Origin of the sequence: Candidatus Nitrososphaera evergladensis SR1, assembly GCF_000730285.1 — an archaeon.
GTDB lineage: Archaea > Thermoproteota > Nitrososphaeria > Nitrososphaerales > Nitrososphaeraceae > Nitrososphaera > Nitrososphaera evergladensis.
Genome location: NZ_CP007174.1, coordinates 2,006,920 through 2,022,686, shown reverse-complemented (window position 1 = coordinate 2,022,686; position 15,767 = coordinate 2,006,920). Strand labels below are relative to the sequence as shown.

The 15,767-nt window shown below is 48.5% G+C and carries 12 protein-coding genes; 6 read left to right on the top strand and 6 right to left on the bottom strand.

Features of this window, described 5'->3' with window-relative positions:
* Window positions 1–286: 286 nt before the first annotated feature.
* From NTE_RS11040 to hyfB, 6 genes are all read right to left on the bottom strand, one after another.
* A complete protein-coding gene (locus NTE_RS11040) occupies window positions 287–1,120 on the bottom strand; it encodes an NADH-quinone oxidoreductase subunit B family protein (RefSeq protein WP_193354072.1) in 834 nt (277 codons plus the stop codon).
* A complete protein-coding gene (locus tag NTE_RS11035; RefSeq protein WP_158385462.1) occupies window positions 1,117–2,814 on the bottom strand; it encodes a hydrogenase large subunit in 1,698 nt (565 codons plus the stop codon). Before NTE_RS11035 ends, NTE_RS11040 begins: the two co-directional genes overlap by 4 nt.
* Window positions 2,815–2,927: 113 nt before the next feature.
* On the bottom strand, window positions 2,928–4,550 hold the full coding sequence (locus NTE_RS11030) for a hydrogenase 4 subunit F (RefSeq protein WP_148701068.1): 1,623 nt from the start codon (window positions 4,548–4,550) through the stop codon (window positions 2,928–2,930).
* A 2-nt stretch (window positions 4,551–4,552) separates the two neighbouring features.
* On the bottom strand, window positions 4,553–5,224 hold the full coding sequence (locus tag NTE_RS11025; RefSeq protein WP_148701067.1) for an NADH-quinone oxidoreductase subunit K: 672 nt from the start codon (window positions 5,222–5,224) through the stop codon (window positions 4,553–4,555).
* Between the two features lie 15 nt (window positions 5,225–5,239).
* Entirely contained in the window at window positions 5,240–6,187 is a 948-nt protein-coding gene (locus NTE_RS11020) for a respiratory chain complex I subunit 1 family protein (RefSeq protein ID WP_148701066.1), read from the bottom strand.
* A complete protein-coding gene (gene hyfB, locus NTE_RS11015; protein WP_158385460.1) occupies window positions 6,187–8,277 on the bottom strand; it encodes a hydrogenase 4 subunit B in 2,091 nt (696 codons plus the stop codon). The genes NTE_RS11020 and hyfB overlap by 1 nt, the downstream gene beginning before the upstream one ends.
* 331 nt (window positions 8,278–8,608) lie before the next feature.
* Between hyfB and NTE_RS11010 the strand changes: the two genes are divergently transcribed.
* The 6 genes from NTE_RS11010 to NTE_RS10985 all read left to right on the top strand — a co-directional run bounded on the left by NTE_RS11010 (window position 8,609) and on the right by NTE_RS10985 (window position 15,612).
* Entirely contained in the window at window positions 8,609–9,223 is a 615-nt protein-coding gene (locus NTE_RS11010) for a hypothetical protein (protein WP_148701064.1), read from the top strand.
* A gap of 16 nt (window positions 9,224–9,239) precedes the next feature.
* Window positions 9,240–10,244, top strand: a complete 1,005-nt coding sequence (locus NTE_RS11005) for a PLP-dependent cysteine synthase family protein (protein WP_148701063.1) — start codon at window positions 9,240–9,242, stop codon at window positions 10,242–10,244.
* A 247-nt stretch (window positions 10,245–10,491) separates the two neighbouring features.
* Window positions 10,492–12,042 carry a phosphoenolpyruvate carboxykinase (ATP) gene (gene pckA / locus NTE_RS11000; RefSeq protein WP_420835308.1) on the top strand — a complete coding sequence of 517 codons (1,551 nt, stop codon included), beginning with the start codon at window positions 10,492–10,494 and terminating at the stop codon, window positions 12,040–12,042.
* 673 nt (window positions 12,043–12,715) lie between these two features.
* On the top strand, window positions 12,716–13,618 hold the full coding sequence (locus NTE_RS10995) for a transcription initiation factor IIB (protein WP_226986967.1): 903 nt from the start codon (window positions 12,716–12,718) through the stop codon (window positions 13,616–13,618).
* A gap of 40 nt (window positions 13,619–13,658) precedes the next feature.
* On the top strand, window positions 13,659–14,507 hold the full coding sequence (locus tag NTE_RS10990; protein ID WP_148701061.1) for an HAD hydrolase family protein: 849 nt from the start codon (window positions 13,659–13,661) through the stop codon (window positions 14,505–14,507).
* A gap of 100 nt (window positions 14,508–14,607) precedes the next feature.
* Entirely contained in the window at window positions 14,608–15,612 is a 1,005-nt protein-coding gene (locus tag NTE_RS10985; protein WP_148701060.1) for a transposase, read from the top strand.
* The last annotated feature ends 155 nt before the right edge of the window (window positions 15,613–15,767 follow it).

The following is a 15,767-nucleotide window of genomic DNA, read 5'->3' as shown; positions in this document are numbered from 1 at the left end:
TGATAATCTATCACCTATTTTCTGAAGCCGCGTCATTGTCCTCTAGAGGGTTTCTGCCGCATGATCACCTTATCCGATGTCAATGCGACAAAATGCATAAACTTCTTCACCAATATAGTAATCCAAGTAATCAATGTCAGGCAAGAAGCGGATTCCACTTGAAATGGCAAATCTGCAGGCTTTGCTATTGCGTACAGCATTCTTGCGGAGCATCCTTGTCGAATACTTTCAGTCTTGAGCTTGTGTAACAGAAGCTTGAAGTAGTCCCTCTGAGCCCGTACTTTTCCTAGCCGTGTTTTTCCGGAATCCTATCGACTGCCAGCAAGAGCCCGTACAGTATAGCCTCCGGCCTTGGCGGGCAGCCGGGTATGTACACGTCGACAGGCACCATCTTGTCAATTCCGCCCGTAGTCGCGTAGGTGTCGCCAAATATGCCCCCACTGCACCCGCACGCGCCGACAGCGACTACTATCTTTGGGTCCGGCGTAGCCTCGTACGTCCTTTTCAGCGCCACTTCCATGTTCCTTGACGCCGGCCCGGTGACAAGTAGCACGTCTGCATGTCGCGGCGACGCCACGAAATGGATGCCGAACCTCTCTATGTCGTAGACGGGGTTGTTGAGCGCGGTTATCTCGACTTCGCAGCCGTTGCACGAGCCGGCGTCTACCTCCCGCACAGCAAGCGATCTCCCAAGAATCTTGCCCACCTTCTCCTTTAGCTCCTTGCCCATTTTTTCAAAGGATTCTTCTGCCGGCGCGATTCCGTCAAGCGATTCTATCAGCTCTTCCCTTTTCCTTACAGGGATGGCAAACGCGCTTTCAACCCTGAGCAGGTCCGGCGCCACTTCCTGACACCTTCCGCACAAAAAGCACTTGCCCATGTCAAGAGTTATCTTTTCTTTGTCTCCACAGGCCTGTATCTTGATTGCCCCCGACGCGCAGATCTCTTCTGCAGCTTCATAATTTTCAAGTGGCAGTCCGGCCTTTTCGGCAAGCGAAACCCTGCCCCGGTAATTCGGGAAAGCATGAATGTCCTTTATCGGATCGCCAACGGTTTCGATGCTGTTGCCCACGATGTCCGCAGAGCCGCTGTTTGCGCGCTTGCCAATCTTTCCGATCATAGGTCATTCCCCGAATACGAAAGGTCCAAGCTTTTGTTTACAAGTGGAAAGTCGGGGACTATGTCGTTGAGCACAGCCTGCTCTATCGCAGGCCAGTTAACAAATGACGCTGTTCTAATCTTGTATCTAGAGAGTGAATTGCAATCCTCCCCTATCATCACCCAGTGTATTGTCTGACCTCTGTGTGATTCCGCATAGCCAAGCGCGTGACTGTAAGGTTCAAGTCGGTCCACGACATCAGCGACAACGAGTACATTGTCACTATGTAGATTAGTTATCACTTCGTTCACAATGCTGATCGAATTTACAACATCTTCTACCCTAACTTCGAACCGCGACAATGCATCTCCTTTCATTTTTTGCATCTCTATCTCGTATTCCATCAGATGCTGGGGCGTGTCATGGCGCATATCAAGACGAAGGGAATCGTATTCGGCGTAAGGATGGTCTCGCCTTGTATCTGCGTCTATGCCCGCGCACCTTGCGGCTACTCCCACAAGCCCAAGATCAGCGGCCACCCTCCTCGTTATTATTCCTGTGTTTCGCATCCTGTCCATTACCGACGACTTGTCCTTCAGCATCGATATCACGCGTTGAAAATCCTCCGACAAAAGGTTCGTAGTGTTTACGACATGCTTCAGCTTATCGTCCATCAGGTCTATGCCCACTCCACCTATCCTGTTAACACCAAACAGAAGCCGACTACCTGACACGTATTCGTTGAGCTGCATCATCCTTTCCTTGAGTATGTTGAGCCTAGACGCGCCATAGGCAAATCCCACGTCAGTTGACATGCCCGCAAGCGTTCCAAGGTGGTTGTATATCCTCTCCATCTCCGCGCAGATAGTTCTTATCTGAAGTGCTCTTTTTGGCACATTTGCCCTTGCAATCCTTTCCAATGCCTGACAGTATGCCATCGAGTTGGCCACGGCTTCATCTCCGGATATTCGCTCGCTGAGCAACAAGACCTGGTCAAGGTTCATGCTTTCGGCCAGCTTTTCTGTGCCCTTGTGTGTATAGAAAAGGCGTGTTTCAAGGTTGATGATGTTCTCTCCCAGAACGCTGAATCTGAAGTGTCCTGGTTCGATTATGCCCGCGTGCACAGGTCCGACGGGGATTTCACACACGCCTTCGCCTTCCACCTTTGTAAACGGATACTCGCGGTTGTAAATCCGAGGAATTTTTGAATTAATGTCGAAATCCTTCCTTAGAGGATGGACGTCTTCCGGCCACTGTTCATGAAGCACGAGAGGTCTTGTGTCGGGGTTGCCGTCAGGCCAGATGCCAAACATGTCCTTAATCTCTCTCTCATAAAGCGCGGCCGAGGGAATGTGAAGGGCTATGCTTGGGAAAGTTAAATGTCGCCCGCCTGCAGAGTCATCGTTTTCCTTTATTCTCGCAGTTAAAATGATGAACACGTCCTCTCCGTTTTCTTTTGCAAAAACGTATCTGAGCATAAAGCCGCGGCCTGCCAGACGCTCGTCGCTACAGATTACAGTTGCAAGCTTTGTCTTCAGATCCTTGTGCACATAATAGCATGATTCCGGGATTTCTTCCTTGGTTGATAATATGACGTGGATTTCATTGCCATTCAGAATATGAATTCCTCTTACCTTCTTGCCTAGTTTTTGGAGTATCGCTGATTTGTACTTCGCTGTGTTGGAATGGTCAGTTGCATCTCCTCCCAGCATCATATCCATGTTCCACCTCTTGCTGTAATTCTTTGTATCCTGTCATTTACTCGGGGTGCAGCCGGGTTCTTCATAAAAAGATCCATTACGAAGACTTCGATCACAAAATCAAACATTTATCCTGACTCAACTCCCGAAACCAAATCTGATGTGGGGAACGCTGCAGCAATAGACCCTTGGTTAAAAATCTGCATGACATCGTTCGCCAAGGTCTGTATAGGTGACGGGATATAGAAACCGAGTATGACTGCAAATATCGCCAGAATTATCATCGGTATTATTGCGAGCTTGCCCATTTCATCCTTCTTTGCGATCGAATCCTCAGACATTCCTCTTCCAGATTCTTTGGGGCTGCCGAAGACCATCTTTATGAGGTGTCGCATGAAGGCTGCAAATATTATTACTAGGAATGTAATGACAAGCGAACTTGCGACAAACTGACCGCTTCCGAATCCGGAGCTCAATATCATGAACTCGCTCACAAAGATGTTGAACGGGGGCATGCCTACGATGGCGAGCCCTCCGATTAGAAAAAGCACACCTGTGATTGGCATGATCTTGATAATGCCTCTGATTCCCGACATGGTCTTTGTCTCGTACTTTTGGCTTATTGTTCCGCTCGCAAAGAACATCAGTGGTTTGGCAATAGCATGGTTTATGATGTGAAGTAGTGCACCGTATATTCCTATAAATCCGCCAAAACCCATAGCCAGGGAGACTATTCCCATATGTTCGACGCTTGAATAGGCAAGCATGCGTTTCATGTCCTTCTGGAAGTATATTGATGCCGCTGCAATACCTACAGATACAACCCCAAGTATTATCAGCAACTGGTTTGAGAACGCAGACCCGACCGTTCCGGATGTTATTATATGATATCTTATGATGCTGTAAATTGAGCAATTGAGCAGCACTCCCGAGAGCAGTGCGCTGACCGGCGTCGGGGCCTCGCTGTGCGCATCTGGAAGCCATGTATGCATCGGAGCTAGACCTGCTTTTGTTCCAAAGCCGACTAGGATAAAGATGAAGGCGATCTTGACGATGTCTGGATTAAGCAGTTTGGAGTGAGAAACCATGTCTGTCCAGTTCATGGCGGAGCTAGGTTCTGCTTCGGCAGAGGGCGAGATCGCGGTGACGTTGGCGTAGTAGAAAAATACTGTCCCAAACAGCGCAAATGACAGACCAACTGTCGCGATTATCAGATACTTCCACGCCGCTTCTATGGCACTTTCCTTTGTGTAGAGCATTATCAGCAAGACAGACACCAGAGTCGTGGCCTCTATGGCTACCCACATTGCACCCATGTTGTTAGATACAGGCACCAGCAACATGGTCAGCAGAAAGACATTGAATCCCTGATAGTATCTGATGATATGCTTGTCATCAACCAAGCCATGTTCGTATTGCCTCCCCATGTAGTTGATCGAATATAGCGCGGAGACGAAACCGACTCCTGCAATTGGGAGCATAATCAGTGCACCAAAGGCATCGAAAAAGAACAACTCGCCAAAAGCAGAGATCTTTTTTTCAACAATCACATCTGCAACAAGACCTAGGGCCTGTATCAGTATTAACGACGCCGAAACGACCGTTATCAGCTCCGCGGCCCTTTTTTTGCGGAAAAGCGTAACAAAGAGGGCTCCTGCCACTGGCGTTAGGAGCAGGGAAAATATCAACACGCTTGACGCAGTAGGAAACGCCGCCGATGTAGCACCAACCAACAAGGCCCATTCAGTCATTTTCAGTCATCCCTCAGCTTCTCGAGGCTGCCTATGTCCAAGGTGTCAAACGTCCGACTAATCCGGAAGATGAGAATTGCAGAGATGATGATCCCTATCAGAATGTCCACGAAAATTCCTATCTCTATAATCAGCGAAACTCCGTGTGTTAATGCGGTTGTGAACAGGAAAAGCCCGTTTTCGATTATCAAAAGCCCGACCACCTGGTTGAGCGCCATCCTCCTGCTCACCATGACGAACAGGCCGATGAAAAAGAGGGAGATTGACACCGGCAGGTACATCATGGTCACCCTGTCAAGGCTCGACGCAGGGAACATCTGCTGGGTCAGCGCGTACGAGAGCGCGACCAGTAGAGCCGATATCAAGACTGACAGCCTGAGGCTCACGTACGGGTTTGTCTCTATCTTGAACTCGTCTTTGATTTTCTTGGTGACTCGCAGGAGCACCTTTGGGATTATTATCGCCTTTATTACGAGCGTCAGCGCGGCTGCCACGTAAATCTCCCACACGCCGGTAAAGTACGCTATCACCGCAGTCACCGCGGCCAGGACCACCGTCTGGTAGCGGTAGGCGCTGAGCCAATCCGCAAAGCCCCTTCTGACGACTACCCCGAACGTCGCTATGAGGAGTCCTGCTGACGAAATTGTCAATATGTCAATCGGTGGAATTTCCACGACCACTCCCTCCTATCATAAATAGAAAAAGATCACTCCTATCATCGAGCTTGCTATAGCCATTGCGAGCAGGTCCGGCACCCGAAAGAGCCTCCACTTGGCGGCTCGCGTCTCCACGTATGCCACGAGCATTGCAAGGAGCACAACCTTTGCCACAAATCCGGCGGCGCCCGCGGCGACCGACCAGCCCGAGTCCAGGCTCGCAGGGATGCCGGCGGGAATAAACAGGTTTACCAGAAGGGCAAATAGGAGCAGTTGCTTTATCGACTGCGACCACTGGACCATCGCAAGGCTCTTTCCCGAGTATTCTAGCACCATAGCCTCATGAACCATCGTGAGCTCAAGGTGCGTCGCAGGGTTGTCGAACGGCAGCCTTCCCGTCTCGGCCAGCAGAACAATGAAAAAGGCTATCAGGGCAAATAGCATGCTCGGGGCTTCTGCAAAGCCGGCGTATTGCGCCGCTGCCCCAACCAGGCTTGAGAGGTTCGTCCCGCCGAGCGAGAGCGACACGACAAATATCGTCAGAAATAGCGCTGGCTCGGTCAGTGAAGATATCATCATCTCTCTGCTTGCTCCGAGGCCGCCGAACGTGCTTGCGACGTCAAGTCCTACAAGCATCGTGAAAAAGCGCGCGAGGCCGAACAGCCCCAACACCACCAGTATGTCTCCGACAGTGCCAAATGGGCTGAACGGCAAGAATGCAGGCACGAATAGCGCGGCCGTAATCATTGCTACCATCACGACCCACGGAGCAGAGCGGAATACCCAGGAGCTCTGGTCCGAGACGACTTCGTCCTTTTTCATCAGCTTTGCAAGGTCGTAGTACGGCTGGAGGACGCTTGCCCCCACCCTCTTTTGCGTCCTTGCCTTTACCTTTCTCATGACGCCTGTCAGGAGCGGGGCAAGGGCAACTATTGCACTTGTCTGTGCTATTCCTACTGCTATCGTCAGGGCCTCAGCCATCAGGATATCAACCTCGCCAGAAGCAGCAACAGTGCAAGCGTTACCATGACGTAAAGAAGGTACGCGTTGACCTTGCCCGTCTGTATCATACGTATCTTGTCAAAAAAAGCTATAGTCGCGCCGACCACGGGCGAATAAAGCCGGTCCTCGAATACGTCCTTGGTTTCAGACTCGACGCGCATGGATTTTTTGATGTACGGGTTAGAGTCAGAGTAATTTTCCTTGGTTACTGCCATGCGCGGTTTGTAGAGGATACGGAACACGGTGCGGATAGGCTGTGAGAGCGAAGCCGCGGTGTATTCCATCCGCTCATTAAGCTCGCCAAATCCGCAGTCCCACGTGCTGTAAATTCTCCTCGCAGTCTTTCTCGAACCTGCAACTACTGCAAAGCCCACGACTGCTGCAGCAACTGAGCCCATCATAATTGCCACTGCAGGCATCGACATGCTGCTTATGGATTCTATGCCGCCGGCACTGTAAAGCACCGATAGCGAGCTGAAGGGCGACATGGCATCGCTAAATTGCGGATCCAACCCAAACGACGAAGCAATCATGCCCGCGGCCAGGAATGGCATGATGCCAAAGGCGATGCACATGGCCGCGGCCACGCCCATCCCTGCAATCATGGTCTTCGGGACCTCCTTTGCATGCACGGCTGCCTCCGAGCGGGGCCTTGAGAGAAAAGAGATGCCAAACATCTTGACAAATGTTGCAAGCGCTATCCCCGCCGTGAGCGCAAACGCGATGCTAGCAAAGCTGATGGATATCTGTAGTATGACGTTTGGCACCTGGTAGGAGGAGAGCAGCGCCTGCATCGTAAGCCACTCGCTCACAAATCCGTTGAGCGGCGGCAGGGCAGAGATTGAAATGGCGCCTATGAGGAAGAAAAATGCAGTCCACGGCATCTTTTTTGCAAGCCCGCCCAGCTTTTCCATGTTTTTCGTGTGAGTGCCAAAGAGAACAGAGCCGGCGCCCATGAAAAGCAGGCTCTTGAAGGCGGCGTGGTTGAGCGAATGGTACGTGCTTGCAAGAAGCGCGACCGCTGCTAGCGCCTTCAGGTCGAAAGAAAGGAAAATGACAGAGAGGCCTAGGCCGAGGATGACTATGCCTATGTTCTCTATGCTGCTAAACGCGAGCGCGCGTTTGATGTCCTTTTCAATCGCGGCATATAAAACGCCGATGAGCGCTGACGCGGAACCGGCGACCACCATGAGCATGCCCCACCATGCAGAGTCGGGCGAGCTTGGCGACGTGAAATCCAGCGTGACTCGCACAAGGCCATAGATTGCCATCTTTATCATGACGGCTGACATGAGCGCAGACACGTTGCTTGGGGCTGAAGGGTGCGCCTGCGGGAGCCAGAGATGCAAAGGCACGAGACCTGCCTTTGTGCCAAACCCGACAAGCGCAAGGACAAAGACGATGTCCCTGATGTACGCGGGCATGGGCGGCTCGGAGCTCCGGAACGAGTCGAAGGACAGGCTCCCCGTCTGGAAGTACAGCGCAAGAAACGCCCCTAGAATAAACGCCGTACCCAGATAAGTCATCACAATATATGTCATGCCCGACTTGATGTTGCTCTCGTTTTCGTGCTCGTAGATAACCAGAAAGAACGAGGCAAGCGACATGGCCTCCCAGAAAACCAAGAATGAGAACACGTTGTCTGATGCCGTGACAAGTATCATGGAAAGCACGAAGAGGTTGAAGAGAAGCCCAAGAGCCTTTATGCTGCGCTTTCCATAGTACTCGCTGCTGTAGCCTATCGAGTATATCGACACTGCAAGTGTCACAAGACCTATTATCAGCATGAAAAACGCGGACATGCCGTCGATGTAAAACTGGAATTCTATCTCAGGCGCAGCAGCGGCAAAGGGCAGGGGCACTTCAAGTGTTGCACCCGATATTGCAAGCGACGCTGCAAGTGCAATCGTCAGGACCGAGCCCAGAGCAGCAGGCGCAAACGAAGCGACGCTGGCATTCTTGTCTTTCCTAAAGGCAAGCGGCAAGAGCGCGCCTAAAACAAACGAGAGAGCGGCCGCTTGAAAGAGAATCAAGTAGCCTCCATCAATGATTAATGCTGTTTCTGACACTTTTCTTGTCGTTCCTATCCTCTTAGACCATCAACGGCCGTTGCCCTGTCATAAGATGGCTCTGATGATTCGGGGCGGTGGAAGTACTAATTTAAGTGTTATGTGACTCTCGTAAATTAGGAATTTCAAATTTTTAATATTTGTAAATTGCATCACGCAAATACTACTAAAGGCGTCGAAACAATATAGATGTCGGCGCTCCCGAATCGCAGCAGCGACTTCTGTATGATCGGCTTTTAAGCATAATTGGACAAATTATGCTGGAATATGGAATTGCCGTGTTTGCGGATTTTCGTAAAACTTAAAACTACGTAAATAGCAACGAATCTCATTGCAAACTGCAAAGATGAAGAATATTAAGACTTACCTTACACATTTTCCAGTCACATCGTACCTTGAAGCAGACATCCTCTCAAAGGAAACTACTTGGCGCATTATGAACTACATTAGACAAGCAGGGGCCAAGGGCATCACTGCAGAAGAGATCACACAAAAGGAAAAGATCCCTGCTAGTGTGGTATATTCTACACTCAAAGAGCTTTACCGATTGCAGTTCATCTTCCTATATCCAAGGGAAAAGAAAGGCAAGGGGGAGAGAAGGAAACGCTTTGTATGCGAAAGAAGTACGTGGGGCAAGTATGGAATTGATGAAGAGTTTGATGCGGCTCTGAAGGTCAGCGGCTTGCATGAAAGGATAACAGAAGAAATTCGGCAGCCTGTAATGAAGGCTCTCCGAGAGACATACGACCATTTCAGTACAAAAAAAGAGCTCCAGCGATTCTTGCCAACCAAACAGACCAACATCTGCCCAAACTGCCAGAGAAGCCATGAAGCTATGGAATTCTTTTATGCGACGCTTCTTCGATCAGTTGATCTCATGATAACAGAATCTGATGAGTTCAAGAAATTTCTGATTGATAAAGGATATGCAAGCGACGAACAATAGGTGGGAACAATAGGGAATGACAACCACAGATTCCAACATAGACCATAAAATTGGTAACACGCCCCTGGCAGAATTGTCTTCTTTTTCCACCAATAGTATCAAATTCTATGCAAAATTAGAATTTTGCAATCCGTTCGGTTCGGTCAAAGACAGGGCAGCGTACTGGATGATAAAAGATGCTGAGAAAAGAGGTATCCTGAAGAAAGCCAAAAGCGCAATTATTGAACCCACTTCCGGAAATACAGGTATCGCCTTGGCAGGAATAGCCCGCGTACTTGGATATAAAGTCGAGCTGGTCGTGCCCGAGAAGGCAAGCGAGGAAACAAAAGCGATACTTCGAAAACTTGGGGCCACGTTACACGAGACATCGGATGACCTTTGTCCGCGTGTTGGAGCAGGTACCGATCAAAGCATTGCCCTTGCAAAAGCGATTGCAAAACCCCGGCCAGATATTTACTACATGCCAAATCAATACGAGAACGAAGCCAACTTTCTTGCTCATTATGAAAGTACTGGTCCGGAGATATGGAATCAGACTCGCGGCAAAGTCACCCACTTCATCGCGGGATGCGGTACTGGCGGAACGATTACTGGAACTGCGACCTATCTAAAAGAGCAAAATAAGGATGTCAAAATAATCGCCGTGCAGGCACAGAAGAATCATCTGCTACAGGGTCTTAGGAATTTTGAAGAGTCGGCAATGCCAGATCTTTTCAAGCGCCGCGTTGGAGTTGTTGACGAATGGATTACCGCCACCAACAAGGAATCTTTTGATACAGTGGAAATGCTTTCGAGAAAAGAAAAACTCTTGGTAGGCCCTTCATCAGGCTCCGTCATGTCGTCGATGATCAAGGTAGCTGAAAGGTTGGAAAAGGGGGTTCTGGTAGGCATATTTGCAGATGACGGGAGGAAATTCAAAAGTCTATATCTGCAGCAAGGCGTGTTTACCGAGGGCGAGTATGTCAAGGCGTTAGAAAATTCCAAGAGCCTTTCCGGGATTGAAATCATATCTCCGCACTAACGTTCCTGAATAGGCACTTCCTGCACCATCTTTGTAGCGGTTGAAAATACGCGTAGGACGGCGCCCAGAGGCTGCTTGATGCACTTAACCTACCCTTTGCGACGGAAGGTGTGAATTTCTAATAATTCTTGGAATTTTACAATTATGTAGAATAGCTCGGGGGACGATTAAATATAGTCGGCGATTCGCGTTCTATGTGCCGAATAGGGATCAGCAGGATGTCAATGCACCAGAATCTGATTTTCGAATTCCCTCAACTGACCGCACTTACATGAACCTTTCAGTACCGTGTCTTCTTGAGCATGCGCTGCGCCTGAAAGAGGGGAGGTTTGCTTCCAATGGCGCCTTCTGCGTCGAAACGGGAAGATTCACAGGGCGATCGCCTGAAGACAGATACATAGTTCTTGATGACGTCACGCGTGATACTGTAAACTGGAACCATATTAATCGCCCCATCTCGCCAGACAAATTCGAACAAATATTCTTTGGGATGGGATCCTACATGTCGCATAAGGATCTCTTTGTATTCGATGGGTTTGTTGGGGCCAACCCCGAAAACGGGAGGCTTGGTGTACGCGTCATAACAGACCGGGCTTGGCAGTGCCTCTTCGCAAGTCAGCTTTTTATCAAACCCTCAAAAGAGGAATTGGAATCCTTCAAGCCAGATTTTCTCCTATTGTCGATGAACGATTTTAAGGCGATGCCTCTTGTGGATGGCACGAGATCCGAGACTTTTATTGTCTTGAATTTAAGCAGACACATAGTGTTAATTGGATCCACTTCATACGCTGGAGAAATAAAAAAAGCCATGTTCTCCGCTATGAACTATTTTCTGCCCGAAGAAGGCGTTCTCCCGATGCATTGTGCGGCCAATGTCGATAATTCCGGCCAAGTAGCACTTTTCTTCGGGCTATCAGGTACTGGCAAGACCACACTTTCTGCGGATCCAGGGAGGAGTCTAATAGGCGATGACGAGCATGGCTGGTCCGAAACAGGCGTATTCAATTTTGAAGGAGGGTGTTATGCGAAGTGCATCAACCTCAAAGAAGAAAACGAACCCCAGATATGGAATGCGATCAAGTTTGGCTCGATCATGGAGAACGTTGTCATAAAAGATGACACCCGCGAGCCGGATTACTCCGATGCAAGGCTCACTGAAAATACACGGGTAGCCTATCCGCTCGATCATATACCCGGCTCCGTAAAACCGAGCATAGGCGGTCATCCAGACGTTATCATATTTCTCACCGCAGATGCTTTTGGAGTAATGCCGCCTATATCCAAACTCTCGATAGAAGGTGCCATGTACCACTTTTTGTCAGGATATACAAGCAAACTGGCCGGAACAGAGAGAGGAATAACGGAGCCAAAGGAGACATTTTCGGAATGCTTTGGCGCGCCTTTTATGCCCCGTCATCCACTAGTGTACGCACGTCTTCTTGGTGAGAAAATCAAGAAGCACGGGTCCCGAGTTTACTTGGTTAATACTGGATGGATCGGTGGCCCGTACGGGATAGGCAAGAGAATAGAATTGAAATACACTAGGGCGATGGTGACAGCGGCCCTAGATGGAACGCTTGATAGTATTCAAGGGCAGAAAGATGAGATTTTCAATCTTGATGTACCGTTGTCGTGCCCCGGTGTACCTCCAGAAGTTCTGGATCAGAAAAGGATGTGGAAAGAAAAGCTTGAATATGAAAAGCAGGCTAAGAAACTCGCGTCTATGTTCATAAAGAACTTTGAAAAGTTCGGAGATGTTGCGAAGAGACTCTCAGTGGCGGGACCACAGATCAGATAGCACGTATTATACCTCTCCAAACACATAGCAGGATTATGTAGGCCACAATCATACGGCTTGGCGTGCACCATAAAAAGAGAAGGGCTCCCTAATTCGGAGCCGGTTGCGATTGGCTGGCAGCAGGAGATCCAGTCTTTCTCTTCTTTGCCTTTGCGGGAGCTGGACTGGATGTCGTATTCTGGGGTGGCGTGACCGTGGTTTGCGAGGAATCCTGACTTGACACTCATTTTCACCTTGCCGAGTTGGCAGCTTGCAATTGACCCTTGGCTAGTTAAACGTACGGTTAGGAAAATTCTAAATTCTCAGAGTTGTTAGAATTACATAAAAGAGCTTCATGTGCCTGCCTTTGCTCAAATTACTAATTATCGAAATTTCTGGAATCTACATAACAAGCTTTTATTGTTCAGCCTGAAAATCCTAATTGAAGATGGTACTTTTACGAAGTGATGATTCAAAGACTACTCGATGCAGCAGGTGTAATGCTTCATTCAACGAGGAGGTAGCCGCGGAAATACATGAGCTTACTCATGAAGTAATTGTTCTAAGACAGTCTCTTGACCAGCGACTCGAAATGTTAGAAAGAACTATGAGATACGTTTCATCAATCAACAGAGGGAACAAGGGTGGATCATTCTAGAGATTTTTCGATTAATCCTCAAAAGGTGACTGGTTCATGGTAATGCGAGTGTCAATGCTGTGTTCGGTGTGCAACAACGGTGTTCCTGTTACTGACCCTGAATTGGGGGAGGTAGTGTGCAGTAGCTGTGGACGCGTATTATCCGATAAGACACTGGACAGCCGTCCAAAATGGTACTCTTTTGATGCTGAAAAGAATAACGGTGCGGGAACAGGATCTCCAATATCTCTTACCCAACACGATATGGGACTGGCCACAATGATAAGCAGGGCCAACAGGGATTCTAGCGGACGCAGGTTGGATGCATCCACGCATGCAACAATGCAGAGGCTTAGAAGGTGGGATTTTAGAACAAAAACTAACCCGAGCCGTGTTATGGCTTTTGACGGGCTTAGCGGATTAAAGGCCAAACTTGGTCTATCAGATTCAATTGTTGAAAAGACAGCATATATCTACAGAAAAGCTCTAGAAAAGCAACTGATGAAGGGGAGATCGACATCTTCTGTCCTAGTTGCGGCTGCGTACATTGCATGCAGAGAAGCGGGAGTTTCAAGAACTCTCAAAGACATATCCGAAATCACCTACGTCAAGAGGAAAGAGATTTCGAGAAGTTATAGGGCACTTGTCCGCGAGCTTGACATCAAAGTACCTCTGGCCGATCCGAAGAGGTGGATTGGAACGATTGCAAATAAAGCAAGAGTCAGCGAGAAAACCAAACGAATGGCGTTGACCACTATGGACTCTGTTGTCGAAAAAGGGGCATCGGCAGGAAAGAATCCTACGGGGATTGCAGCAACAGTTCTTTACATGTGTTGCCTAAGAAACAAAGAAGGTGCGACCCTGAAAAGTATTGCAGAAGTGGCAGGAGTAACAGAGGTAACTATCCGAAACAACCTCAATTATTTGAGGCTCAGAGGTGTCAGAGTTGCTGAAATTTGATCGTAGCATCTAGTCTAATTGGCAAAGGAGCTGAAACAATATGACTAAACGAGTCTGTGCGATAATCTCTGATTATAATGGTACATTGTATCCAGCCAGCAACTCTAAAAGTAAGGATGCAATACCAAAAGAACTAGAGATTATCCTGTCAGAAATAGCCGATCATATTCCCGTTTGTATCCTGTCAAGAAACGACTATGAGTCTCTTGGTGGCAGAGTGCCATTTGCTAATATAGTTTCATGCATTCTAGGAATCGAAACGATTGTCTTTGATAGAACAAAGACCAAAAAAGGATGCAAAGTCAAGACGCGTCACTTGCTACTCGAAAGAGATATCTTGCATAGACGTGGCTATGCGTTGAACCAGCTAGCACGTGATGTAGGAATAAAATTTCCCGGCATCGAGACCGTTCGACGATTTACATATGATGGGCTGTTAGCCAGCATAACTTTTGATTGGAGGAATCACAAGGAATACAGGAGGAATTATTGGATAATCACGCAATATGTAAAGGAGAAAGTATCGACTATGCCCAGAGATTGTTCATCCAGCCCGTTCTTGCAAACGTATGATTCTTATCCTTTCCTTGACGTTCACGCTGCACAATGCGACAAGGGATTTGGATTTGATCGGATAATAGCTGAGATGGATGATTATAGTAAAGGGCCTATATTGTATCTTGGTGATTCTGAGAATGACAATCCTGCTTTTAGAAAGGCAGACATTTCAATTGGAGTTTCATCTAGCAAGAAAAGTCCAAAACTAGATTGCCAATACCTTATCGAATATAATCATTTGTCTCGATTTCTTCGCAGACTACAAGATAACGATTTTGAATTCCACAAGGAGCTTCTTACTGGTAGTAGCTTCCGCGTGGACTCGGTATGAGTTTTTGGTAGTTTAGGGGGTTGTTGCCTAATTCATTTTAACAGCCAGTAAACGGCTTTTCACTGGACCAGCTTTAGCTTTGGAGGGGTATGCACCCCTCATGGCGTGCAAGCACAAGAGGAAGGACGGGTACTGGCAGTACTACCATCTGGCGCATACCTTGGAACGCGATATGCTTGTCAAGAATATAGCCTCTCTGGTAATGGAAAATCCTCCTCTCCGTCCAGAGAAGAAAAAGAGCGGGAAGGGCAAAAAGCCTGTACATTCTTGGGAGAAGCTCGTCTGCATTTGCATCCTGATGGTCGTATTCGGTTCGACGTACCGGGACATGCAGAACATGGTACCATCGCTCAACCTGCCCTGGAAGAATAATGAGCCCTACCCTGACCATACATGGATAGCCCGTACATTCAAAAAGATACCCATCAAGTATCTTGACGATATTCTGGTAAGGTCTGCTTACCTGTGTCTGAAAGAATCCGGCTGGAAGAAAGGGATTCTGGGCTCAGACAGTACCGGCGTGGAGACAGACAGGTACGAGAAAGAGGTCCGGCCTGTCAGGAAAAAGAGGAAGTTTGAGGTGGTGAGGGTAAAGCGGTACCTGAAGTGGCACGTAACAGCCGTACTTGACCACCTGGTAATACTGACTGTAAGGACAACCAGCAAGAAGACGCATGATTCACCGGTACTTCGGACGATGCTGAACAAGCTGAAAAAGTACGGAGTAGACCTTGCAGGCTCGATATTCAACGCTGACAGAGGCTATGACGCGGAGGATAACTGCAAATCTGTGTTTGGCATGGACATGCTTCCAAACATCAAGCAGAAGATAAACGCCAGAAACAAAGGGGAACGCATGAAGTACCGGAGAAAGGCTTCCAAGTTGTTCAATGTGTCAGTGTACCACTACAGGGGGTTGATAGAGGGAATATTCGGCGCCGAAGAAACCGAGCATCATCAGCTTTATTGCAGGTTCCGGTTAAAGAACAACCAGAAGAGGTTCGGGATAATCAAGGCCATCGGGTGGAACATGGAAGTGCTAAACCGGATGCAATGTGCAAACAAGCTTGGAATCAAGGTGGGACAGTATGCGATATCGAATTAGGCAACAACCCCGTAGTTTAGCTAGCGTTTAGGCTGCTCGCGATTATGCATCACAATGAAATGTGCCGCTGCATCCCTCAGATTTAGAGACGGCGCGCTGCAATTGGGACACGTGAAGAATCCATCTTTATCCCTCTCGAATTTAGGTAAATTTGA